Genomic DNA, 22519 nt, shown 5'->3' on the forward strand with positions numbered 1-22519 from the left:
GCCCTGCGGGGCGGCTTCTTTCAGGAAGGGTTCCTGATCCCGAGCGCTCCCCGGACCCGAGGCGCGTCCGCCGATCAGTCCCCCTGGGACCACGCCGCGACCGGCAGCGAGAGGTAGACGCCGACGTCCTCCAGCCCCGTCGCGGCGGCGACGCCCTCGTACAGCTGGTCCACCCGCTCCTGACGGTTGGCGGCCCGGCTCTCGAACCACTTCGACCGCACCTCGATCACGACGTCCAGTCCGCTGCGGTCGTACGGACCGAGCGGCCGGAACCGCAGCTCGATGTCGCCGGGCTGCAAATCCCCGTCGTAGGGCTCCTCGGGGCATTCCACGGCCTCCGACACCAAGTGCGGCAGGACCGAACCGAGCTGATGCAGCGTCGCCTCGGTGACCCGGGGTGCGTAGGTGATCTCGACGAGTGGCATGGGGTCACCCTAGGGGGTGTCTCCCGCCGGTCGGCCGGACGCCCACCGGCGCAGCTCCCCGGGGCCGTCGTGTTCGTACGGGTCCCGGTGCGCGCATAGGCGAGGATGGCCGACGGGTCGGCGGGGGCAGAGGGAATCGGTGCGGCCCGACCGACCAGGAGGTGACGGACAGATGGTGTCCACGGAGAGCTTGCTCGCGTTCGCGGTGATGTCGCTGGTGGTGATCGTGATCCCCGGCCCGAGCGTGCTGTTCGTCGTCGGCAGAGCCCTCGCCCACGGCCGCCGCGCGGCGCTGGAGACGGCCCTCGGCAACATCCTCGGCTCCTACGCACTGATCGTCGCCGTGGCCTGGGGGCTGGGCGCGCTGGTGGAGCGGTCCGCGGTGGTGTTCACCGTCGTGAAGCTGGCGGGCGCGGTGTACCTCGTCCACCTGGGCGTACAGGCGTTCCGGCACCGCAAGGAGATGCACGCGGCGGACATGAACGCCCCGGCCGGCGCGCGGCGCGGTCCGCTGCGCACGGTCCTGGACGGTGCGCTCGTCGGTGTCACCAACCCGAAGGGCCTCGTCTTCTTCGCCGCCGTCCTCCCGCAGTTCGTCGACCACGCGGCGGCGCACATCCCCGTACAGATGATGGTGCTGGGACTGGTCCCGGTCACCATCGCCCTGGTCACGGACAGCCTCTGGGGCCTGGGCGCCTCCGCGGCCCGCACCTGGTTCGCGCGCTCGGAACGCCGCCTGTCGCTGGTCGGCGGCGCGGGCGGCCTGGCGATGATCGGCCTGGGCGTCACGGTGGCGGCGACCGGCCGCGCGGACTGAACCGGCGGACGGTCCCAGGGGCGCCCCTGGGGGGCGGATCTCGCCACCGCTCCTGGCCGGTGGATCCGTACGGGAACGGCCGTACGGGCTGGCGCCGCGACCCGGCGCCGCGCACCGGCCAGGCGCTCCGACCCGGTGTTCCCGGGCTCCGGGGGCGGGTGAGGCGCCCGTCTCCGAGGTGTCGAGGCCCCGCCGGGCAAACCACCGTAAGCAGCCGCTTACGATGGTTTCCTGCCATTTTGCACAGCACCACCCAGGAGCATCACCCGTGAGCGTCGAACCCCTCCAGTCCGCCCGCCCCGTGCCGTTCGGGCAACTGGTCCCCGTCATCGTCCACTTCGACGACCTCGACGCCCTGGGCATGCTGCACAACTCGCGCTACCCGGTGCTGGCCGAACGCGCCTGGGCCGACCACTGGCACCGCCACGGCTTCACCTTCGAGGGCGACTGGGCGGCCGCCGGCGACATGTGCAACGTGATCAAGGAGATGAAGGTCTCCTACGAGCGCCCGATCACCCGCCCCGGCCGCTACGCCGCCCACCTCTGGATCGAACGCCTCGGCCGGACCGGCATGACCTACGGCTTCCGGATCTGCTCCGCCGACGGCACCGAGACCCACGCCCACGGCCACCGCGTGATCGTCCGCGTCGATCCGCAGGCCCTCCGCCCCGCCCCGTGGTCGGACCACACCCGCACCCTCGCCGCGGAGCTCCTCCGCCCCGCGGCGGACGAGGCGCTGCCGGAGGGCGAAGCCGCCTGATCGGACGTGACCTGATCCGGCCGGGCCGGACGCCGGCGCCGAGGGCCGCCCCCGAACCGGGCGGCCCTCGGCCCTGTCACGGCTGGGGCGGCGCCTCCGGCGTGGCCGGGTTTCCCGCCGCGGCCGGGGGCGCCGCCGCGGCGTGCGCCTCCGCGGTCGCCGCCGGTGCCGTCCGGGGCGGGAGACGCAGCACCCGGGCGCCCGCGATCAACCCCGCGGCCAGGGCCGTCACCAGCGCGAACGAAATCGTCAGGGAGGTTGCCTGAGCGATACCGCCGATGGTGGACGGTGCGATCAGGCCCGACGCGTAGGTGATCGTCGCGACGCCGGCGATGGCCTGACTGGGCGCGGGGCCGCTGCGGCCCGCGGCCGCGAACGCCAGCGGCACCACCACCGCGATCCCCAGCCCGACCAGCGCGAACCCCGCCATCGCCACCACCGGGTGGTGGGCGGCCACCACGAGCAGACCGCCCGCCGTCGCGAGAACGCCCCCGCACCGCACGGTCCGCACCGGGCCGAAGCGGGCCACCACCCGGTCGCCCACCAGCCGCGCCGCGGCCATCGTGCAGGCGAACGCCGTGGTGGAGGCGGCCGCCGGGCCCGCGCCCGTCCCCAGGACGTCCCGCAGATAGACCGCGGACCAGTCCAGACTGGCGCCCTCGGCGAACACCGCGCAGAACCCGACGGCGCCGATGACCAGCGCCGACTTCGGCGGCAGCGCGAAGCGCGGCGGCGCGGGCGCATCGGCCGCACCCCGCAGGTCCAGCACCCCGCCGCACGCCAACGCGCCCACCAGGGTCAGGACGAGAGCCGTGCCGCCCAGGTGCAGCCGGGCATCCGTACCGGCGTGCGCGGCCACCGTGCCCGCCGCGGAGCCGAGCAGCGCACCGACGCTCCACATACCGTGCAGCCCCGACATGATCGACCGCCCCAGCCGCTCCTCCGTCTCCACCCCCAGCGCGTTCATCGCCACGTCCGACATGCCCGCGCTCGCGCCGTAGACCAGCAGCGCCGGGCAGAGCGCGTACAGACCGGGGGAGAGGGCCGGGAGGATCAGCGACAGGGTCCACAGGGCGAGCAGGCCGCGCAGCGCCGTACGGGCGCCGAAGCGGTGGCTGATCCGTCCGGCGAGCGGCATCGCCAACGAAGCGCCGATCGCGGGAAAGGCCAGCGCGAGGCCGAGCTGCCCCGCGCCGATACCGGTGTGCTCCTGGATCCAGGGCACCCGGGTGGCGAAGCTGCCGGTCACCGAGCCGTGCACGAGGAAGACCAGGGAGATGGCCCACCGGGCGCGGCGCACAGCCGCGGCCGGTGGACAGACGTCGTTGCGGGCACCGTTGCCGACCATGGCGCGCAAACTATCAGGAACCCTGCCTGTTAATAAGAGCGCCGCGAACACCGGCTGTTGGCGCGTGTACGGAGGCCGCGCCACCGCCCGTGGAGCGCCACCGGAACGGACACCCGGCACGCGTGACCGCCCGGCGTCCCGGCGGTGCGTCCGTCCACCAACGGTGAGTTGTCCACAGGCCGTTCGTCGGGTTGACGATTTCTGGAAGGATCCCCGCCATGCATGCACCGCGCAGCGAGGCCATGGGCCGGACCGCCTCTCCCACCACCGCACGGCGGATCAATGACCGTCTGGCCCTGCAACTCCTCCAGGAAGAGGGCCCGTTGACGGCGACGCGGCTCCGGGAGCTGACCGGGCTGTCCCGCCCGACCGTCGCCGACCTCGTCGGACGGCTCCGGGCGGCCGGCCTGATCGCCGTCGTCGGGGAGAGCGGCGCCCGGCGGCGCGGCCCCAACGCCCGGCTGTTCGGCATCGTCGCCGACCGCGCCCATCTCCTCGCCCTCGATCTGCGCGACCGCGGGGTCAGCATCGCCGTGGCCGATCTGCTCGGCGAGATCCGTGCCGAGCGCACCGTCTCCCTCGCGGAGCACGCACCGCCGTTGCACGCCGTCCGGGCCACCCGCCGCGCGGTGGACGAGGCGCTGGCCGCCGCGGGCGCCACCGCACCGCACACCGTCGCCATCGGCGCCCCCGGCCTGATCGACCCGGAGAGCGGCCGCATCGGCGGGACGGACTGGATCCCCCGCTGGCACCACGCGGTGGTGACCGCGTTCGAGGAGTCCGGGGCGCAGGTCCTGCTGGAGAACGAGGTCAACCTCGCCGCGGTGGCCGAGGCCCGCGACGGCGCGGCCCGTGAGCGGGAGACCTTCGTCCTGCTGTGGCTGGGGCAGAGCACCGGCGCCGCCGTGGTCCTCGACGGCCGCCTCCGCCGCGGCGCCTCCGGCGGCACCGGCGAGATCGGCTTCCTGCCCGTCCCCGGCACCGGCGGCCTGCCCTCCGCGCACGGCTGCATCGGGGGCTTCCATTCGCTCGCCGGTTCGGCGGCGGTCGTCCGCCTTGCCGCGCAATACGGGATCGACCTGCCGGAGCCGGGAGCGGGCCGCACCTCCGGCACCGGAGCGCCGGGCCGCGGATCCGGGGGGAAGGGGCTCACCGCCACGCCCGCGGGACCCGAAGACGAAACCTCCGAGGCCGCCCAATCCGATGCCCACGTCACCGCCGCCGAGGCCCTGATGCACTCCGCGGTCGAACGGCCCGGCGGCGCCGCGTTCCTCGACGACCTCGCCGCCCGGGTCGCCCTCGGGGTGGCCGCGGTGAGCGCCGTCCTGGACCCCGGCTGCGTGGTGCTGGGCGGTGAGGTCGGCCGGGCCGGCGGACCGGAATTCGCCCGCCGGGTCGCCGCGCAGCTCGCCCGGGTCTCCCCGCTCGCCACCGAGGTGCGGGCCGGGACGGTGGGCGGCCGGGGAGTGCTGCGCGGCGCCGTCCTGACGGCGAGGGACGCGGCCCAGGAGGACCTGTTCCCGGATGCCACCGGAGCGGTGCGGTGAGCCGGCCCGCCGCACCGGACACCGGCGCCGCGCCCCGCGACGCACCGGCGGCGGGCCGGAGACCGGCACCGGGCCGGCACCGGCCGCGGGCAGACGCCGGACGGGACCGGCACCGGGCGGGGCCGCCCTCGCGCCGCCGTAGGGGCCCTCGCCCCGGGACACGGCCGGGCTCCGGGCACCCTTCCGCCCACCGGAGCGACGCCCCTCGTGGAAGCGGACGAGGGGCCGGAGCCGGGTCCGGGCCCCGTACACGCCCCTCGGTGCGGGCCGTGCGGTGCGGGCCGCGGCGCCCGCCGCCGCACCGCTCCCCGCCCGGCCCTTACCCGGCGACTTCCTCCCACTCCGAGTCCGAGTCCTCCGGCAGGTGCTCGGCGCTGCTCATCCGGGGGGCGTCCTTGTCGCGTTCCGCCGCTTCCGGGGTCTGCTCCAGGATCCGCCCCTGGAACACCCAGCCCAGCGGGGCAGCCGCGGCGGCCACCTGGGCGAGCGCGGCGTCGGTCAGCCAGGCGGGGGCCTGCCATCGGAACATCTCGCCGTGCGAACCGGCCGCCTCGACGCGGTAGCCGTACTGCGCACCGATGTGCGCGTTGGCCGCCTCGAAGGCCATCTGGCAGGCGCCGCACGCCTTCTTGACGCCACCCATCGCCACGGTCTTGATCTCCCCCTGCCCGAGCGGCCAGGGGTTCTCCTTCCACTTCGCGATCTGCTCGCCGAGCAGCGTCATCTCACCGTGGACGGAGGCGTCCTTCTTGTCGTGCGACGGGCCGCCGTTCCAGGTGCCGCGGGAGGTACGCAGCGCCTTGGCGGTGGCCCTGAGGTCCCCGTCCTGCGCGTGCTGCCGCTCGTAGTCGCCGGACTTCAGGGCCCGCAGCTTGAGCTGGTCCTTACGCCGGCGGGGGTCCTCCGACAGCGGCGCGTCCGGGTCCAGGGCGCTGTCCACCGACGCCAGACCGTCCGCCTGCTTGCCCGCGGAGAGCTTCTTCTGGCCCGAGTTGGACGAGTAGCGGATCCCCTCGCCGGGGACGTGGGAGACCGCGACGTGCGGCGTCTTCCTGGCATTGGGGGCGTGTGCCTCGCGCGCCAGCCGGTCCTTGGCCCGCAGATCGGCGGAGCGGGTACCCGGCTTGCTGGGCCGCACCTGCCGGTAGTGCTTCTCCTTCCCCGCCTCCCCGCCCGCCTTTTCCTCCGCCTCGTCGACCGCCGCCCGCTGGACCTGCGGCGCCTCGGCGCCGACCGTGTCCAAGGGCGCGGGCTCCGCGACGGCGGCCTCCGGCGCTGCCCCCGCCATCACCCGGGTCGCGTTCGCCTCCGCCTCCCGCTCGAACCGGTCGCCGGGGTCGGACACCCGCAGCCCCGCACCGTTGTCGGCACCCGCCACGGGGCCCTGCCGCTGCTGGATCACATGCGTCAGCTCGTGCGCCAGGGTGTGCTTGTCACCGCCGCCGGCACCGAGGACGACGTGGTGGCCGGAGGTGTACGCGCGGGCCCCGATCTCCCCCGCCGAACGGCGCGCGGCCGCGTCGCTGTGCACCCGTACGTCGGAGAAGTCCGCGCCGAGCCGTGCCTCCATCTCGCGGCGCACCGGTGCCTCCAGGGGAGCGCCCGAGCCCCGCAGCACCTCGTGGACGGCGGAGCGCTGGACGGCCGGGCCCGGCTCCTGCCGGTGGCCGCATCCGGGGCCGTGCTCATGGCGCTGCTGCTCCAGCGCCCGGGCGACGGCGGCGTTGCCCGCGGTGCGCTGGAGCGCGAGCAGGGCGGCGGTCTCCGGGGCGACGGCGGGGGTGGCTGCGGAGGTCCCCGCGACGCTCCCGGGGCGCCGCACCGGCGCTCGCCGCCGGCCTTCCCCGGACGACCGCTCCGGCTCCTGTGCGTGCATGGTGCGCCCTCTCTCCGTACTGCGGACTTACGCCCCCGGCGGTGCACGGTGTCATCCGCGCCCGCCCCGCCGGAAGGCACGGAAGGGCAGCTCCGGGGGCAGCATCCGGTGCCCGGGGGTGCCCCGCGGCGCGCGCCCCCTCAGTACCGCCAGCCCGCCCGCTCCCGCAGAAAGGACTCGTACGTCCGCGTCCCGGTGGCGTGGAGCGGCGCGAGGTTCTCGCCCGCCCGGAAACCGGCCATGGTCCGCCCCGGCAGCCACAGCGGCACCAGCAGCCGCTTCCGTCCGCCGTACCGCAACGTCAGCCCGATCAGCTCCCGGGCGCCCAGGACCTGCGGCCCGCCCATGTCCGTGACCCGCCCGGCGGGCGCGCCGAGCGCCAACCCGGCCAGTTCCGCCGCGACGTCGCGCACGTCCACCGGCTGCACCCGCACCCCCGGCGGGTACGGCAGCAGCGGGGAGCGGGCGCCCGCCTTCACCACCCGGAGCACCAGATCGTGGAACTGCGTCGTCCGCAGGATCGTCCAGCCGGGGCGGTACTGCTCGACCATCCGCTCCACCACCCGCTTGGCGCGGTAGTAGCCGAGCGGAATGCCGCCCACCCCGACGATCGAGATGTAGAGCAGATGCCGCACCCCGGCGGCCTCCGCCGCGGCCAGCAGATGGTCCGCCGCCTCCTCGTCCCCGCCCGACGGGGTGGACGCGCAGTGCACCACCGTGTCCACACCCGCCACCGCCTCCGCCAGCCCGACGCCGTCACGCAGGTCCACCGCGTACGGACGGAGCCCCGGGACGGCCGGTCCGGCGGGGAGCCGCCGGCTCAGCGAGCGGACGTCGTGGCCGGCATCGAGCAGCCGGCCGACGACGGCCCGGCCGAGCGTGCCCGTACCGCCGGTCACCAGAAGAGTCGCCATCGCGGATCATTCCTTGAGGTCTTAAGGGTGAGGAGCGCCGTACCCACGGCGGGTCCGTCGTAGGTGTGACATCCATTCCAGAACCGGCACGCCCCGGAAACCGGTGGCCGCCGAAGCCTGTGAGCCACCCCACAGGGTTCGCCCGCATGGCCGACGATCAGCCGTGGCACACTGGCCCTGTACTGAAACAAGCAGCAGCGCACTCCGGGGTCGGTGTAATTCCGAACCGGCGGTAACAGTCCGCGACCCGTCCGCAGCCAGCGGCCGGTTGAGCAGGTGAAATTCCTGCACCGACGGTGAAAGTCCGGATGGGAGGCAGTGCGCGGCGGGCGAGCTTCGGTGACCGCCGCAGGTGGCGCGTCCGGTGCATTTTTCCGGGCGGGCTTTCCCCTTTTTCCGCGGTGGGTCCGCCGTCGTTCGTTTCCGCTTCTGCCGTCCAGGCAGCCCCGGAGTCCGTGCCCGAAGAGGCAGGAGGACCCGGTGGCCACTCAAGCCCCCGTCGAGACCGCGGCGATGCGCCGCGCCATCGCACTCGCCGCCCACGGACTCGGGCACACCAGCCCCAACCCCGTCGTCGGCTGCGTCATCCTCGATGCCGAAGGCCGTACCGCGGGCGAGGGCTGGCACCGGCGCGCCGGTGGCCCGCACGCCGAGATCCACGCCCTGGCGGAAGCCGGTGAGCGGGCCCGCGGCGGCACCGCACTCGTCACGCTGGAGCCCTGCAACCACTCCGGCCGCACCGGACCCTGCGCCCGCGCCCTCATCGACGCCGGGGTGGCCCGCGTCGTCTACGCCGTCCCCGACCCCAACCCCACCGCGACCGGCGGCGCCGCCACCCTCGCGGCCGCCGGGGTCGACGTCGAGAGCGGACTCCTCGCCGACGAGGCCACCGCCGTCAACGAAGCCTGGCTCACCGCCGTCCGGCTCCGCCGCCCCTTCGTCCTGTGGAAGTACGCCGCCACCCTCGACGGCCGGATCGCCGCCGCCGACGGCACCAGCCGCTGGATCTCCTCCGCCGAGTCCCGCGCCGACGTCCACCGGCTGCGCGCCCGGGCCGACGCCGTCGTCGTCGGCTCCGGCACCGCCCGCGCCGACGACCCGCAGCTCGGCGCCCGCGTCACCGGACTCACCGACGACGAGGTCACCCAGCCGCTGCGGGTCGTCGTCGACTCCGGCGCCACGGCCGTCAAACCCGGCGCCCGGGTCCTGGACGGCACCGCGCCCACCCTCGTCGCCGTCGCCGAGGACGCCGACGCCGCCCACCTCGAAGGGCTCGCGCCCCTGGTACGGCTGCCCCGGGCCACCACCGGCCGCGGTCTGCGCATCACCGCCCTGCTCCACGAGCTGTACGCCCGCGACGTCCGCTCCGTCCTCCTGGAGGGCGGGCCGACGCTCGCCGGGGCGTTCCTCGCCGCGGGCGCCGTCGACAAGGTCGTCGCCTACCTCGCGCCGGTCCTGCTCGGCGCCGGGCCCGCCGCCGTCGGCGACGCCGGAATCACCACCCTCACCGATGCGTTGCGCCTCGATATGAGCGAGACCGTGCGCCTCGGCCCCGATCTGCGGATCACCGCCACCCCCGTCCGCCACACCCCGCACGAGGAGAACTGACGTGTTCACCGGAATCGTCGAAGAACTGGGTGAGGTCACCGCCGTCGAGAACCTCGGCGACTCCTCCCGATTCCGCCTGCGCGGTCCCGTCGTCACCGACGGCGCCCGGCACGGCGACTCGATCGCCGTCAACGGCGTCTGTCTGACGGTCGTGGACACCGCGGACGGCGAGTTCACCGCGGACGTGATGGCCGAGACGCTGCGGCGCTCCAGCCTCGGCGCGCTGGCGGTCGGCTCCCGGGTCAACCTGGAGCGCCCGATGGCGCTCGGCGGACGCCTCGGCGGCCACCTCGTCCAGGGCCATGTCGACGGCACCGGCACGATCACCGAGCGGGTCCCCGGCGAGCACTGGGAGATCGTCACGATCGCGCTGCCCCCGCAGCTGGCGCGCTATGTCGTCGAGAAGGGCTCGATCACCGTCGACGGAGTCAGCCTCACCGTCGTCGACGCCGCCGACGACCACTTCACCATCAGCCTCATCCCCACCACCCTCGCCCTGACCACCCTCGGCATCAAACAGGTCGGCGACCCGGTCAACCTGGAGGTCGACGTCCTCGCCAAGTACGTCGAGCGGCTGCTCGGCCAGGGCGGCACCACACCCGAAGGAGCCGTCCGGTGACCGCGCCGACCTGGCTCAACGGCGAGGCGTTCACCCTCTTCGGACAGCACGTCATCTGGTCCGACATGCTCGGCAACACCATCGGCCTCACCGCCCTCGCCCTCGGCTGGCGCCGCTCCATCTGGACCTGGCCCGCGCAGTTCCTCTCCGGCGTCATCCTCGTCGCCGCCTACGCCTCCGCCCACCTCAGCGGCGGCGTCGGCAAACAGCTGCTGGTCATCGTCGTCGCGCTGTGGGGCTGGCGGTCCTGGCGCCGTGGCCGCCGCCAGGCGCAGGACGGCTCCATCGCCGTCCGCTTCGCGAGCTGGCGCGAGCGCGGACTGCTGCTGGCCGGCACCGCCGCCGGCACCGCAGCCGTCGGCGGCCTCTTCACCCTCGTCCCGCAGCTGTCCTGGAACCCCTGGCCGGACGCGTACATCTTCGTCGGCACACTCGCCGCGATGGTCGCCCAGGCCCGCGGACTCGTCGAGTTCTGGTTCGCCTGGCTCCTGGTGGACCTGGTGGGCGTCCCGCTCGCCTTCGGCAGCGGCCTCGCCTTCTCCGGCCTCGTCTACGTCGTCTACTTCGCGCTCGTCATGTGGGGCCTGCGCGACTGGTGGCTGCGCTCGCGCACCGCCACCGCCACCGCCCTGGAAGGAGCCGCGGCATGACCGCACTGCAGAGCTGGTACGAGCCCGAGGCCACCGACGACGCCGCGGACCTGACCCTCGACCCCGTCGAGCGGGCGATCGCCGACATCGCCGCCGGCCGCCCCGTCGTGGTCGTCGACGACGAGGACCGCGAGAACGAGGGCGATCTCGTCCTCGCCGCGGAGAAGGCCACCCCCGAGATCGTCGCGTTCATGATGAGCGAGTGCCGCGGCCTGATCTGCGCGCCCATGGAGGGCCCCGAACTCGACCGCCTCGCGCTGCCGCAGATGGTCGAGCACAACACCGAGTCGATGCGGACCGCGTTCACCGTCTCCGTCGACGCCACCGACGCGCACGGCGTGAGCACCGGCATCTCCGCCGCCGACCGCGCCACCACCCTGCGGCTGCTCGCCTCCGGCGACTCCGCACCCGGCGACTTCGTCCGCCCCGGGCACATCTTCCCGCTGCGCGCCCGCCCCGGCGGCGTCCTCGTCCGCAGTGGCCACACCGAGGCCGGCGTCGACCTGGCCCGCCTCGCCGGACTCCGCCCGGCCGCCGCCATCGTGGAGATCGCCGGGGAGGACGGCACCATGCTCCGCCTGCCGGAGCTGGTGCCGTTCGCCCGCAAGCACGGCCTCGCGATCATCTCCATCGAGGACCTGATCGCCTACCGCCGCCGCTCCACCCCCACCGTCCGCCGCGAGGCCACCACCCGGCTGCCCACCGCCCACGGCGACTTCACCGCGTACGGCTACCGCTCCACCGTCGACGGCGTCGAACACATCGCACTGGTCGCGGGCGAGCTGGGCGACGGCGAGGACGTCCTGGTCCGCGTCCACTCCGAGTGCCTGACCGGCGACGTCTTCCACTCGCTGCGCTGCGACTGCGGCCCGCAGCTCCAGGCGTCGCTGGCGCGGATCAGCGCCGCCGGGCGCGGTGTGGTCATCTACCTCCGCGGCCACGAGGGACGCGGCATCGGGCTCCTCTCCAAGCTGCGCGCCTACGAACTCCAGGAGCGCGGCCGCGACACCCTCGACGCCAACCTCGAACTGGGCCTGCCCGCAGACTCCCGCGACTACGCCGCCGGTGCCCAGATGCTCCAGGACCTCGGCGTCCGCTCGATCCGGCTGCTGACCAACAACCCCGACAAGATCACCGCCCTGGCGCGCCACGGCCTCACCGTCGCCGGACGCGAGCCGATGCCCGTCCAGGCCGGGGAGCACAACCTCCGCTATCTGCGCACCAAGCGCGACCGCATGGGCCACGACCTGCCCTGGCTCGACCACCAGGACCAGCGGTAACGCACCTCCCGACCGTCCCCGACACCACCACCACCCGTACGAGGAGAACCGTGAGCGGCAAGGGCGCACCCGAACTGACCGTGAAGAACTGCCGGGACCTGCGGGTCGCCGTGATCGCCGCGCAGTGGCATGCGCAGGTGATGGACGGCCTGGTGAGCGGCGCCCTGCGCGCCCTGACCGACCTCGGCATCGACGAGCCGACCCTGCTGCGGGTCCCCGGCGCCTTCGAGCTGCCGGTCGTCGCGAAGGTCCTCGCCGGACGCGGCTACGACGCGGTCGTCGCGCTCGGCGTCGTCATCCGCGGCGGCACCCCGCACTTCGACTACGTCTGCCAGGGCGTCACCCAGGGCCTGACCCAGGTCGCCGTCGACACCGGCGTCCCCATCGGCTTCGGCGTGCTGACCTGCGACACCGAGCAGCAGGCCCTGGACCGCGCCGGACTCGCCGGCTCCACCGAGGACAAGGGCCACGAGGCGGTCACCGCCGCCGTCGCCACCGCCGCCACCCTGCGGACGGTGTCGGAACCCTGGCGCTGAGGAACCGGGCCCCGTCTCGGGGCTCGCCCGTCCACCATCCGAGGCGCTGCGCCCGCCCGCCGCCCACCACCACCCTTCATCCGAGGCGCTGCGCGCCGCAGCGACATTGCCCGCTAGGGTATGGAGCACCATGTCCAAGAAGACGTTCGAGGAGCTCTTCGCCGAGCTCCAGCAGAAGGCCGCCACCGGCGACCCCACCACCTCCCGTACCGCCGAGCTGGTGCAGTCCGGTGTCCATACGATCGGCAAGAAGGTCGTCGAAGAGGCCGCCGAGGTGTGGATGGCCGCGGAGCACGAATCCGACGACGCCGCCGCCGAGGAGATCTCCCAGCTCCTCTACCACCTCCAGGTGATGATGATCGCCAAGGGCATCTCCCTCGACGACGTCTACGCCCACCTCTGAGCCCCGCTCACCCCGTCACACCTCACCCACCGAAGGAAGAAGAGCACCTCATGCTGCGCATCGCTGTCCCCAACAAGGGTTCACTGTCCGAGCCTGCGTCGGCGATGCTCCATGAGGCCGGGTACCGCCAGCGCAAGGACCGCCGGGAACTGGTCCTCGTCGACGCGCAGAACGAGGTCGAGTTCTTCTTCCTGCGCCCCCGCGACATCGCCGTCTACGTCGGCTCCGGCAAGCTCGACATCGGCATCACCGGCCGCGACCTGCTGCTGGACTCCGGCTCGCAGGCCGAGGAGATCCTCCAGCTCGGCTTCGCCGGCTCCACTTTCCGGTACGCGACGCGCCCGGGCACCGCCACCGACGTCAAGGAGTTCGGCGGCATGACCGTCGCCACCTCCTTCTCCGGTCTGGTCAAGAAGCACCTCGCGGACAACGGCGTGGACGCCGACGTCGTCCACCTCGACGGCGCCGTCGAGACCGCCATCCAGCTCGGTGTCGCCCAGATCATCGCGGACGTCGTCGAGACCGGTACCACGCTGCGCAACGCCGGACTGGAGATCATCGGCGAGCCGATCCTCACCTCCGAGGCGGTCGTCATCCGCCGCACCGGCGCCCCCGCCGACGACCCGAAGGTCCGTCAGTTCCTCCGCCGGATGCAGGGCGTCCTCGTCGCCCGCCGCTACGTGATGATGGACTACGACATCCGCGTCGAGCACGTCGAGAAGGCCGTCTCGCTCACCCCGGGCCTGGAGTCGCCGACCGTCTCCCCGCTGCACCACGAGGGCTGGGTCGCGGTCCGCTCGATGGTCCCGTCCAAGGACGCCCAGCGCATCATGGACGAGCTGTACGACCTCGGCGCCCGCGCCATCCTCACCACCGGCATCCACGCCTGCCGCCTCTGACGGCCCCGCAGCCCCCGCCCCACCACCTCCGACGGAAGACCCACGACGTGTCCGCGCCCCTGCCCAGCCTGCCGGTGACCTTCCGGCCGACCCACACCCGGGTCGTCCTGTACCTCGTCGGCCTCGCCCAGCTCGCGGCCCTCACCGCCATCGGTGTGGCGCTGCCCAAGCTGTCCGGCGGGGAGCGGATCAGCTTCGTCTTCACCGGTCTGCTGGTGCTCGCCGTCCTCCTGCTGCTCGCCCGCCCCAAGGTGGTCGCCCGGCAGGAGGGCGTCACCGTCGTCAACCTCACCACCCGCCGCGAACTGGCCTGGGCCCAGGTGCTGCGCGTCAACCTCCGGCAGGGCGACGCCTGGGTCCACCTCGACCTCGCCGACGGCACCAGCCTGCCCGCGATGGGCATCCAGCCCGGCATCGCCCGCCAGCAGGCCATCCGCGACGCCCGCGCACTGCGCGACCTCGCCGAACTCCACGGCACCGGCGACTCCGCCACGGCCTGACCCGCCGTCCGATGACCCTGCCGTAACCGGCTCCCGGCTGTTTACCCTGTTCCCCACGGCGCGCTCCCGCGCCCGCCCCTGCCCGGGGCCACTGCGACCTGAGGAGTGACTCCCTCCAGCAATGGACGGATCGTCCTGTAGTACCTGCGCCGCCCCCTGCGACCCCCCGGATACGACGGAGGCGGCGGCATGACCGGCCCCCTCCTGCTGCTCACCGCAGCGCTCGTCCTCATCCTGGCCAACGGCTTCTTCGTGGCGGCCGAATTCGGGCTCGTCACCGTCGAGAAGGCCGACGCCGAGCGGGCCGCCGACGACGGCGACCGCCGCGCCGCCACCGTCGTCGCCGCCCTGCGCGAGCTGTCCTTCCAGCTCTCCGGCACCCAACTGGGCATCACCATCACCTCCCTCGTCGTCGGCATGCTCGCCGAACCGGCGCTCGCCGCCGTCCTCGACGGGCCGCTGACCGCGACCGGACTGCCCCGCGGCGCCGTGTCCGGCATCTCGGTGGTGACCGGCATGCTCCTCGCCTCCGCCGTCCAGATGGTCGTCGGCGAACTGGTGCCGAAGAACTGGGCGGTCTCCAAGCCGCTCCAGGTGGCCCGCTTCGTCGCCGGGCCGCAGAACGCCTTCTCGCGCTTCTTCCGCCCGGTGATCACCCTGCTGAACACCGTCGCCAACCGCCTCGTCCGCGCCCTCGGCGTGGAGCCCACCGACGAGCTGGCCTCCGCCCGTACCCCCGGTGAACTGGTCTCCCTCGCCCGGCACTCCGCCCAGGCCGGCGCCATCGAGCAGGACACCGCCGACCTCTTCGTCCGCACCCTCGCGCTCGGTGAGCTGACGGCGGAGAACGTCATGACGCCCCGGGTGCGGGTCAGTGCCCTCCAGGCGTCCGCGACCGCCGAGGACGTCGTCAACCTCACCCGCGCCACCGGCCTCTCCCGCTTCCCGGTCTACCGCGCCCGCCTCGACGAGGTCGTCGGCATGGTGCACCTCAAGGACGCGCTGGCCGTCCCGGCGCACGACCGGCTGCGCACGCCCGCCGCGCGGATCGCCGTGCCGCCGCTCCAGGTGCCGGCCACGCTGCCCGTCGCCCCGCTGCTGGAGCGGCTGCGCAGCGAGGCGCCGATAGCCGTCGTCGTCGACGAGTACGGCGGCACCGCCGGCGTCGTCACGCTGGAGGACATCATCGAGGAACTGGTCGGCGAGGTCCGCGACGAGCACGACGGGGTGGACCTGCCCGAGCTGGCCCAGGCACCCGCCGAGGACGGCCGCCCCACCTGGGACGCCGACGGCGGCTGCCGCGTCGACACCCTGCGGCGGATCGGTCTGGCGGCTCCCGACGGCCCGTACGAGACGGTCGCCGGGCTGGTCGCCCACATACTCGGCCGGATCCCGGCACCGGGCGACACCGCCGAACTCGACGGCTGGCGGCTGCGGGTGCGGCTGGTCGCCCACCACCGCGCCGAGCGCATAAGGCTCGTCCGCACGGCCCCCGCGGGCGTCGCCCGGGAGGCCGTCGGCGCCGGGGCGGAGGCGGCCCGGTGACCTTCGCGCAACTCCTCCTCGCCGTTCTCCTCGTCCTCGCCAACGGCTTCTTCGTCGGCGCCGAGTTCGCCCTCGTCTCCGTACGCCGCAGCCAGATCGAGCCGCTGGCCACCGAGGGCTCCAAGCGGGCCCGGCAGGTGCTGCACGGGCTGGAGAACCTGCCGCAGATGATGGCCGCCGCACAGTTCGGCATCACCGTCTGCTCGCTGACCCTGGGCGCCGTCGCCGAGCCGACCGTCGCCCGGCTGCTGGAACCGCTCTTCGCCGCGGTCCACCTGCCCGCCCCGCTGATCCATCCGCTCGGCTACGCCATCGCGCTGGCCGTGGTGGTCTTCCTCCACCTCGTCATCGGCGAGATGGTGCCGAAGAACCTGGCGATGGCGGCGCCCGAGCGGACCGCACTGTGGTTCAGCCCGGGGCTGGTCGCCTTCGCCCGGCTCTGCCGCCCGGTCACCGCACTGCTCGGCGCCTGCGCCAGGGGAGTGCTGAAGCTCTTCCGCGTCGAGCCGAAGGACGAGGTCGAGGCGGTCTTCACCAGCGAACAGCTCACCCACCTCGTCGAGGATGCCGGACAGGCCGGACTGCTCGCCCCGGCCGAACAGGAGCGGCTGGCCGACGCCCTGGAGCTGGGCAGCCGCCCGGTCACCGACGTCCTCCTCGACCGGGCCCGGCTGGTGACCGTCGATGCGACGGTCACCCCGCGCCAGGTGGAGGAGCTGACCGTCGCCACCGGCTACTCCCGCTTCCCGGTCTGCGGGCCGGGCGGGGCGTACATGGGCTATCTGCACGTCAAGGACGTCCTCGACCTGGAGGAGCGGGACCGCGCGGTGCCGCAGCGGATCTGGCACCCGATGACGACGCTCCGCGCCGAACTCCCCCTGGACGACGCGCTGACCGCGATGCGCCGGGCCGCCTCCCATCTCGCCGCGGTCGCCGATCCGACCGGCCGGGTGCTCGGCCTCGTCGCGCTGGAGGACGTCCTGGAGAAGCTGGTCGGGGAGGTCCACGACCCGGCGCACCGCACCGGGGCGCCCTCGCACGGCGCCCGCGGCGCGGCCACGCCCGTCCCGGCTGCCGTCCCGGACGCCACCGGCGCCGAGGTGGCCGGGCTCCCCGAGGGGGACCGCGCGCTGACCGGCTGATCCGGCCGACCGGCCCAGGGGCCCGTCCCGCCGCCGCGCACCGCGCGGTTCAGAGCGGGGCGGGCCCCGCCGCGTCCGGGCCGCGCCCCGAGCGCACCTCGCCGTACGCCTGGATCAGATCGGGCAGCCGGAGGGTGGCGAGGTCGTCGCGGCCCGGGGTGCCGCGCCAGGTGGAGAGCCGCAGATCGCGGTAGGCGCAGCTCTTCTCGTACAGGGTGCGCAGGAAGCGGCCGTTGCCCAGTTCGTCGATCCAGCCCTGGTCGACGACGTGGCTGCTGATGCTGCGCAGCTCGTCGCGGGCCTCGTCGTCCCAGCGGTCGCCGTTCTCCTCGGCCAGCACCTCACCGATAGCGGTCAGCTCACCCGGCCGGTAGCTGGGGAAGTCGACCCGGCTGGTGAACCGCGACGACAGCCCCGGGTTGGCGGCCAGCAGCCGGTCCATGCCCTCGGGGTAGCCGGCCAGGATGACGACGAGCCGGTCGCGGTTGTCCTCGGCCCGCTTGAGCAGCACCTGGAGCGCCTCGTCGCCGTAGGCGTCGCCCTTGCTGTAGCCGGTGTTGGAGAGGCTGTACGCCTCGTCGACGAAGAGGACACCGCCGAGCGCCGAGTCGATCAGATCGTTGGCCTTGACGGCGGTCTGCCCGAGGAACTCGCCGACCAGATCGGCGCGTTGGGCCTCCACCAGATGGTCGCCGCCCAGCAGGCCCAGCGCGTAGAAGACCCGGCCGAGGATGCGGGCCACCGTCGTCTTGCCGGTGCCGGACGGGCCGGAGAAGACGAAGTGCCGCTTGGGCGGCTGCACCGGCAGGCCCTGCCCGGCCCGCAGCCCCGCCATCCGCAGCTGCGCGGAGAGCGCCCGCACCTGCCGCTTCACCGGCTCCATGCCGACCATCCGTTCCAGCTCCGCCAGCGCCTGCTCCAGCAGCACCGGATCGGCGGGCCCGGCCGCCCGCCCGGCGGCCCGCTGCCCGGGTGCCGCCGCCCTGCGCCGGGCGGCGGACGCCGCATCGGGCACCACACCCGCCGCCTCCGGGAAGCCCGCCTCACCGGCGACCGCCTCCCAGCCGTCGACGGCGTCGAGCGGAGCGAGCGGATCCGGGTCGCGCCCGGCCTCCTGACCCGCGGCGGGCACGATCGCGAGATCGCCGTCCTCCTCCAGGCCGTCGGCCTGCGTGATGGTGGCCAGCCGCGCCGCGGTGTCCATGAACGACCGGTCGACGCGGTGCACCGCGCGGTACAGGGGGAGTGCGGCGGCGCTGCGGCCGGTGCCCTCGTGGGCGCGGGCGAGCCAGTACCGCAGCTCCTTGCGCTGCGGCTGTTCGCTGCGGCACCGCATCAGCGCGGCCGACAGCAGCGGCGCCGCCTGCCCGTACATCTCCAGCCGCACCCGCGCCATCCCGCCGAACAGCCCCGCCTCGATGCCCAGCACCGGATCGTCCAGCAGCGGTTCGGTGTGGCGGACGAGCTGTTCCCAGTCCTTGACGAGATAGGCGCGGCAGGCGTGCAGGAAGCGGACCTGCGGATCGGTGTCGACCGGCGGGCAGCCGGCCAGCGCCTGGTCCAGCTCCGCGACATGGCGGCCGTCGAGCCAGTGCGAGGCGTGCGCGAGCAGCAGATCGCGGCGGCTCTCCAGCACCGGCTGCACCCACCAGCCCAGCCAGTACCAGGAGTTGAGGGGGCGTCGGTGACGGGTGCGCTGTTCGCCGAAGCGGTCGCGGTGGCGGTGCATCCGCAGCAGGGCGGTGGAGGTGTCGGCGCGCAGCGCGTGGAGGCCGAGCCAGGCGTCAGCCATCGTCGGATCCAGCCGTACCGCGGCCCGGAACTCCTCCTCGGCCTGCGGATACGCGCCGACGGTGTAGGCGTCGACCGCGCGCAGCCAGGCGAGTTCGGCCGGGGCGGGCGGCGCGCCCGGTGTACCCAAGTCCATCGCATCCCCCACAGAACGTGCCCCGGTGTCCCGCCGACCGGTCGCCACGCCGCCGCCGAAGCACCGTACGCCGTACGGGAGTTGCCGCCGCCCCGCAGCCGTCACCGGCCCCTCGCACGCCCCTGCCGTGGCACCGACTCGCATGGTACCCGGGGTGTCGCCGCAGGCCGTAGGGGGCGAGCGGGGATGCGCGGAAGGGGGCAGAGAGGGGCGCACACGGCGCGAACGGAGCGGTGACCCACGGTGAGGGGGAGAGGGGGCCCGGAGCGGTGAAAAAGGACTTCCGGGCAGAACGAAGCCCCCGATCACGGGGGAACAACCGGGGGCTTCGCATCTGCGGGCGACTCCGTGAGCCGCACAATGAGAACGTAAGTCCTGTACGCCCCCCAGGTCAAGCCGAGTTGGGCAGTCGGCGGGTCCTCGCCACCCGGCACCCGCGTTACCCCCAAGTCCGGTGACACAGGGTAAAGGTGACGTTCCTTCAGGTCGCCGAACCGGGCCCCTCGGACACCTCGTAACCCACCGCTCCCTGCCGCACCAGAAGGTCGGCGTACGGACGTGACGGATCCCCCGCGAAGTGCGTCCGCTCCGCCGGGATCCAGCCATCCCAGAACTCCGTGAGAGCCGGGCCGTCCCGGAGCCGCCCCCGCTCCCAGGACGGCTCGTCCGCCAGCTCCATCCACAACAGACAGGCCAGCTGCGGCCGCAGCGCCCGGCGCCCGGCGCCCACCCCCTCCACCAGCACTACCGGCTCCGGCGCCACCTCCCGCACCTCGCCGTACTCCCGGCGCACCCAGTCGTACACCTCGTACCGCGCCTGCTCGCCCCGGGACAACGGCACAAGAACCTGCTCCCGGAACCGCTCCACCCAGCCGAAGAGCCAGGTGTGGCAGGCCAGGTCGTCGGTGCGGACGACCGGCGCGCCGCCGAGCGCCGCGGCCAGCCGCCGGGCGAAGGTGCTCTTCCCCGACCCCGCGTGCCCGTCCACCCCGATCAGCCGCACCGGGCCGCAGGACGGCGGGAGCGCGGCGAGGCGGGCGGCGAGCGGGGCCAGGGTGTCGTCCATCGCGCCAGCGTACGTACCCCGTGGCCGCCGCTCACATCGGCCCGACGACGCGCGTCCGACCGCTGGCCGAAATGTAGGGGCACCGGCGATAGTTGATCCCTGCCCGAACGGGCGCCGCGGCCATGCGCCCGGCGGCCGTCCCCCCGTGGCGCCCGGCGCGCGTACGCCGTCCGGGAGTCACCCGACCGTGTTCCGCCCGCCGTCCGCACCGCCCGCGTTTCCGTACGCCGCACCCGACTGGGGGAATCCCGATGACACCTTCCGCGTCCCGCCGCACCGTCCTCGCCGCCGCACTCGCCGCGGCCGCGGCCACCGCGGCCCCCGTCGCGGCCGCCGCGCCGCGCCACACGGGCCCCGGGCCCGCGCCGCGGGCGGCCCGCCCGAGGAGAACCGTGGATCACCACGCCTGGACCACCGCCGCCGACTGGGCGCGCGGCACCCACGACGGGACCGGCCCGGCGCCGTCCGCCCGCGCCGGGATCCGCCTGCTGAAGCCCGCCGGGACCGCCGAGTACCACGACCCGCACACCGGCCGCACCGCCGCCTGGGAGTACGCCACCTGGACCGGCCCCCGCCACACCCTCGCCGTCCCGGCCACCGAACTCGTCGCCGCCTGGAACGCGCACACCCCGCCCGGCACCTGGATCACCGTCGAGGCCCGCGCCGACTACTCCGACGGCGGCCGGACGCCCTGGTACGTCATGGGCCGCTGGACCTCCGGCGACGGCGACGCGGACATCCGCCGCACCTCCGTCGACGACCAGAAGGACGGCCGCAGCAGCGTCTCCACCGACACCCTGGCGATCGACGACGCGGCGTCCGGCACCCGCTTCACCGCCTACGCCCTCCGCGTCACCCTGCACCGCACCCCGGGCACCGCCGCCACCCCCACCGTCCACCGGCTCGGCGCGATGGGCTCGGACATCCCCGCCCGCTTCGAGGTCCCGGCCTCCACCCCCGGCCCCGCCGCCGGCCGCGAACTGTCCGTCCCGCGCTACTCCCAGGAGATCCACAAGGGCCAGTACCCCGAGTACGACAACGGCGGCGAGGCATGGTGCAGCCCCACCTCCTCCCAGATGATCGTCGAGTACTGGGGCCACCACCCGGCCCCCGAGGACCTCACCTGGGTCGACCCCTCGTACCAGGACCCCCAGGTCTGCCTCGCCGCCCGCCGCACCTACGACAACCAGTACAAGGGCTGCGGCAACTGGCCCTTCAACGCCGCCTACGCCGCCACCTACCCCGGCCTCCAGTCCGTCGTCACCCGCCTGACCTCCCTCACCGACGCCGAACACCTCATCGCCGCCGGCATCCCCGTCATCACCTCCCAGTCCTTCCTCGCCACCGAACTCACCGGCGCCGGCTACGGCACCGCCGGCCACCTCATGACCGTCATCGGCTTCACCCCCACCGGCGACGTCATCGCCAACGACCCCGCCTCCCCCGACGACCCGGCGGTACGGCGCGTCTACCGCCGCCACGAATTCGAGAACATCTGGCTGCGGACGAAGCGGTACGACGCAAAAGGCCAGGTCAAGAGCGGTAGCGGGGGAGTGTGTTACCTCTACTTCCCGGTGGACCCGACCCCGGCCCAGCGCGGCGCACTGCGGGACCTCGGGATCCGGTAACGGTCTCAGGTCGCCGGGTGGACCGACAGGTCATCCGGGAGGCGGGTCCTGGAAGAGCTGTCGTCACCGCCTGGCGGCTGCGCTTCTGGTTGTCCGGGAGATGGTCGTACTGGTCGACGGCACTTGGGGGCGGGCCTCACCGCTCTGGTGGCCCAGGCCGAAGCGGACGAGGACCTGCACTGGGCAGTTTCGGTGGGCTCCACGATCGTGCAGGCTCACCAGCACGCGGCCGGGGCCGTAAAAAGAGGCCCCGGCCGGTGAACCGGACGACCATGCCTACGGCCGGTCCCGCGGTGGGCTGACCACGAAGATCCGTCTTGTTGCCGATGCCTGCTGCCTACCGCTGGCCTTCGTTTTCACCGCAGGCCAGGCCGGTGGCGCGCCTGCCTTCGTGGATGTCATGGCCCGCCTGTGCGTTCCCCACCGACGGGGAAGACCGAGAACCCGGCTGGACACGGTCCTGCAGGCCACCGGCCTTCGACCGCGAGACCTGCAAGCTGGCGCAACACCAGGCGATAACGGCGGCACTCATGCCGTGGTGCAGGCCGCGGGCCGTGCACGATCCTGCTGGACTTGCCCTGGCCGTCGCACTCGGTGGGGGACTACCTGGCCGATGCCTGCACGCTGCGGGCCGAGCCGGATGCGTTCGGCCCGGTGGCCTCCGATCCGACAGTCTCCTGCCTGATCGAGACACTCGCCGCCTCCGGCCCGAAGACCCTCGCGGTAATCCGGGACGTACGCTACCAAGTACGCGTGAACGGGTGCGGGAGTTGGCCGGCGTGAGCAGTCAGGCCGCCGACGGGCAGGTGGTCGTGGACAGCGACGGCCTGCTGGTCCTTGCTCACTCCGACAAACAGGACGCCACCACGATCTGGAAGAAGACCTCCGACCACCATTCCCTCATCGCATTCCTCGACCACCCGAAACCCCTAATGGTGATGCTCCGCTTGACGCGCATTCACGACGCGCGGCATTCATCCAGATGTCTTCTGGCCTTGAGCCGATGCGCGTCAGCTTTGTGAAGTTCTT

The 22519-nt window shown here is 73.8% G+C and carries 20 protein-coding genes, 2 pseudogenes and 1 riboswitch; of the genes and pseudogenes, 16 read left to right on the forward strand and 6 right to left on the reverse strand.

The features are described 5' to 3' along the window. Positions 1–74: 74 nt before the first annotated feature. On the reverse strand, positions 75–425 hold the full coding sequence (locus tag ACZ4U4_RS12765; protein ID WP_467872388.1) for a hypothetical protein: 351 nt from the start codon (positions 423–425) through the stop codon (positions 75–77). A 172-nt stretch (positions 426–597) separates the two neighbouring features. On the opposite strand from ACZ4U4_RS12765, the gene ACZ4U4_RS12770 reads away from it, so the two are divergent. Then, the gene (locus ACZ4U4_RS12770) at positions 598–1242 is read left to right on the forward strand and encodes a LysE family translocator (protein ID WP_467872390.1); all 645 of its coding nucleotides are present in this window, start codon (positions 598–600) and stop codon (positions 1240–1242) included. 268 nt (positions 1243–1510) lie between these two features. Continuing rightward, positions 1511–2002: an acyl-CoA thioesterase gene (locus tag ACZ4U4_RS12775; RefSeq protein WP_467872393.1), complete on the forward strand. Its 492-nt coding sequence runs from the start codon at positions 1511–1513 to the stop codon at positions 2000–2002. A 76-nt stretch (positions 2003–2078) separates the two neighbouring features. Here ACZ4U4_RS12775 and ACZ4U4_RS12780 read toward each other — a convergent pair whose 3' ends face one another. Next, positions 2079–3350 carry an MFS transporter gene (locus ACZ4U4_RS12780; protein ID WP_467872396.1) on the reverse strand — a complete coding sequence of 424 codons (1272 nt, stop codon included), beginning with the start codon at positions 3348–3350 and terminating at the stop codon, positions 2079–2081. Between the two features lie 218 nt (positions 3351–3568). On the opposite strand from ACZ4U4_RS12780, the gene ACZ4U4_RS12785 reads away from it, so the two are divergent. After that, positions 3569–4897: an ROK family transcriptional regulator gene (locus ACZ4U4_RS12785; protein ID WP_467872398.1), complete on the forward strand. Its 1329-nt coding sequence runs from the start codon at positions 3569–3571 to the stop codon at positions 4895–4897. Positions 4898–5216: 319 nt separating this feature from the next. Here the strand turns inward: ACZ4U4_RS12785 and ACZ4U4_RS12790 are convergent, their stop codons facing one another. Together ACZ4U4_RS12790 and ACZ4U4_RS12795 are read right to left on the reverse strand one after the other, a co-directional pair. Next, the gene (locus ACZ4U4_RS12790) at positions 5217–6773 is read right to left on the reverse strand and encodes an eCIS core domain-containing protein (protein ID WP_467872401.1); all 1557 of its coding nucleotides are present in this window, start codon (positions 6771–6773) and stop codon (positions 5217–5219) included. 140 nt (positions 6774–6913) lie between these two features. Further along, a complete protein-coding gene (locus tag ACZ4U4_RS12795) occupies positions 6914–7687 on the reverse strand; it encodes an SDR family oxidoreductase (RefSeq protein ID WP_467872404.1) in 774 nt (257 codons plus the stop codon). A 195-nt stretch (positions 7688–7882) separates the two neighbouring features. Further along, positions 7883–8013: riboswitch (FMN riboswitch) on the forward strand. A 154-nt stretch (positions 8014–8167) separates the two neighbouring features. Between ACZ4U4_RS12795 and ribD the strand changes: the two genes are divergently transcribed. From ribD to ACZ4U4_RS12845, 10 genes are all read left to right on the forward strand, one after another. Further along, positions 8168–9295 carry a bifunctional diaminohydroxyphosphoribosylaminopyrimidine deaminase/5-amino-6-(5-phosphoribosylamino)uracil reductase RibD gene (gene ribD, locus ACZ4U4_RS12800; RefSeq protein WP_467872411.1) on the forward strand — a complete coding sequence of 376 codons (1128 nt, stop codon included), beginning with the start codon at positions 8168–8170 and terminating at the stop codon, positions 9293–9295. Position 9296: 1 nt separating this feature from the next. Then, positions 9297–9914: a riboflavin synthase gene (locus tag ACZ4U4_RS12805; protein ID WP_467872414.1), complete on the forward strand. Its 618-nt coding sequence runs from the start codon at positions 9297–9299 to the stop codon at positions 9912–9914. After that, a complete protein-coding gene (locus ACZ4U4_RS12810; protein ID WP_467872416.1) occupies positions 9911–10564 on the forward strand; it encodes a nicotinamide mononucleotide transporter family protein in 654 nt (217 codons plus the stop codon). The genes ACZ4U4_RS12805 and ACZ4U4_RS12810 overlap by 4 nt, the downstream gene beginning before the upstream one ends. Next, a complete protein-coding gene (locus tag ACZ4U4_RS12815) occupies positions 10561–11844 on the forward strand; it encodes a bifunctional 3,4-dihydroxy-2-butanone-4-phosphate synthase/GTP cyclohydrolase II (RefSeq protein WP_467872418.1) in 1284 nt (427 codons plus the stop codon). Before ACZ4U4_RS12810 ends, ACZ4U4_RS12815 begins: the two co-directional genes overlap by 4 nt. 50 nt (positions 11845–11894) lie before the next feature. Then, a complete protein-coding gene (ribH, locus tag ACZ4U4_RS12820) occupies positions 11895–12380 on the forward strand; it encodes a 6,7-dimethyl-8-ribityllumazine synthase (RefSeq protein ID WP_467872420.1) in 486 nt (161 codons plus the stop codon). 130 nt (positions 12381–12510) lie between these two features. Then, entirely contained in the window at positions 12511–12783 is a 273-nt protein-coding gene (locus tag ACZ4U4_RS12825; RefSeq protein ID WP_467872423.1) for a phosphoribosyl-ATP diphosphatase, read from the forward strand. A gap of 50 nt (positions 12784–12833) precedes the next feature. After that, positions 12834–13682 (forward strand): ATP phosphoribosyltransferase, encoded by an 849-nt coding sequence (hisG, locus tag ACZ4U4_RS12830; protein ID WP_143943901.1) that lies wholly within the window; start codon positions 12834–12836, stop codon positions 13680–13682. Between the two features lie 47 nt (positions 13683–13729). Further along, entirely contained in the window at positions 13730–14182 is a 453-nt protein-coding gene (locus tag ACZ4U4_RS12835; RefSeq protein ID WP_467872426.1) for a PH domain-containing protein, read from the forward strand. Positions 14183–14371: 189 nt separating this feature from the next. Then, positions 14372–15727 carry a hemolysin family protein gene (locus ACZ4U4_RS12840; RefSeq protein WP_467872428.1) on the forward strand — a complete coding sequence of 452 codons (1356 nt, stop codon included), beginning with the start codon at positions 14372–14374 and terminating at the stop codon, positions 15725–15727. Further along, positions 15724–16869: a hemolysin family protein gene (locus tag ACZ4U4_RS12845; RefSeq protein WP_467872430.1), complete on the forward strand. Its 1146-nt coding sequence runs from the start codon at positions 15724–15726 to the stop codon at positions 16867–16869. Before ACZ4U4_RS12840 ends, ACZ4U4_RS12845 begins: the two co-directional genes overlap by 4 nt. Positions 16870–16918: 49 nt before the next feature. Here the strand turns inward: ACZ4U4_RS12845 and ACZ4U4_RS12850 are convergent, their stop codons facing one another. Together ACZ4U4_RS12850 and ACZ4U4_RS12855 are read right to left on the reverse strand one after the other, a co-directional pair. Continuing rightward, complete coding sequence (locus tag ACZ4U4_RS12850; protein WP_467872433.1) at positions 16919–18796, reverse strand: AAA family ATPase; 1878 nt, start codon at positions 18794–18796, stop codon at positions 16919–16921. 481 nt (positions 18797–19277) lie between these two features. Further along, positions 19278–19862, reverse strand: coding sequence for a uridine kinase family protein (locus tag ACZ4U4_RS12855; RefSeq protein ID WP_467872435.1), 585 nt, complete (start codon positions 19860–19862; stop codon positions 19278–19280). Positions 19863–20113: 251 nt separating this feature from the next. Between ACZ4U4_RS12855 and ACZ4U4_RS12860 the strand changes: the two genes are divergently transcribed. From ACZ4U4_RS12860 to ACZ4U4_RS12870, 3 genes and pseudogenes are all read left to right on the forward strand, one after another. Further along, positions 20114–21490 (forward strand): peptidase C39 family protein, encoded by a 1377-nt coding sequence (locus ACZ4U4_RS12860; RefSeq protein WP_467872437.1) that lies wholly within the window; start codon positions 20114–20116, stop codon positions 21488–21490. A 280-nt stretch (positions 21491–21770) separates the two neighbouring features. Further along, positions 21771–21938: pseudogene (locus ACZ4U4_RS12865) on the forward strand (IS5/IS1182 family transposase); the annotation flags it as partial. 46 nt (positions 21939–21984) lie between these two features. Continuing rightward, positions 21985–22437 (forward strand): annotated as a pseudogene (locus ACZ4U4_RS12870) (IS1380 family transposase); the annotation flags it as partial. Between the last annotated feature and the right edge of the window lie 82 nt (positions 22438–22519).

It is taken from the genome of Streptomyces sp. NPDC029159, assembly GCF_055564055.1.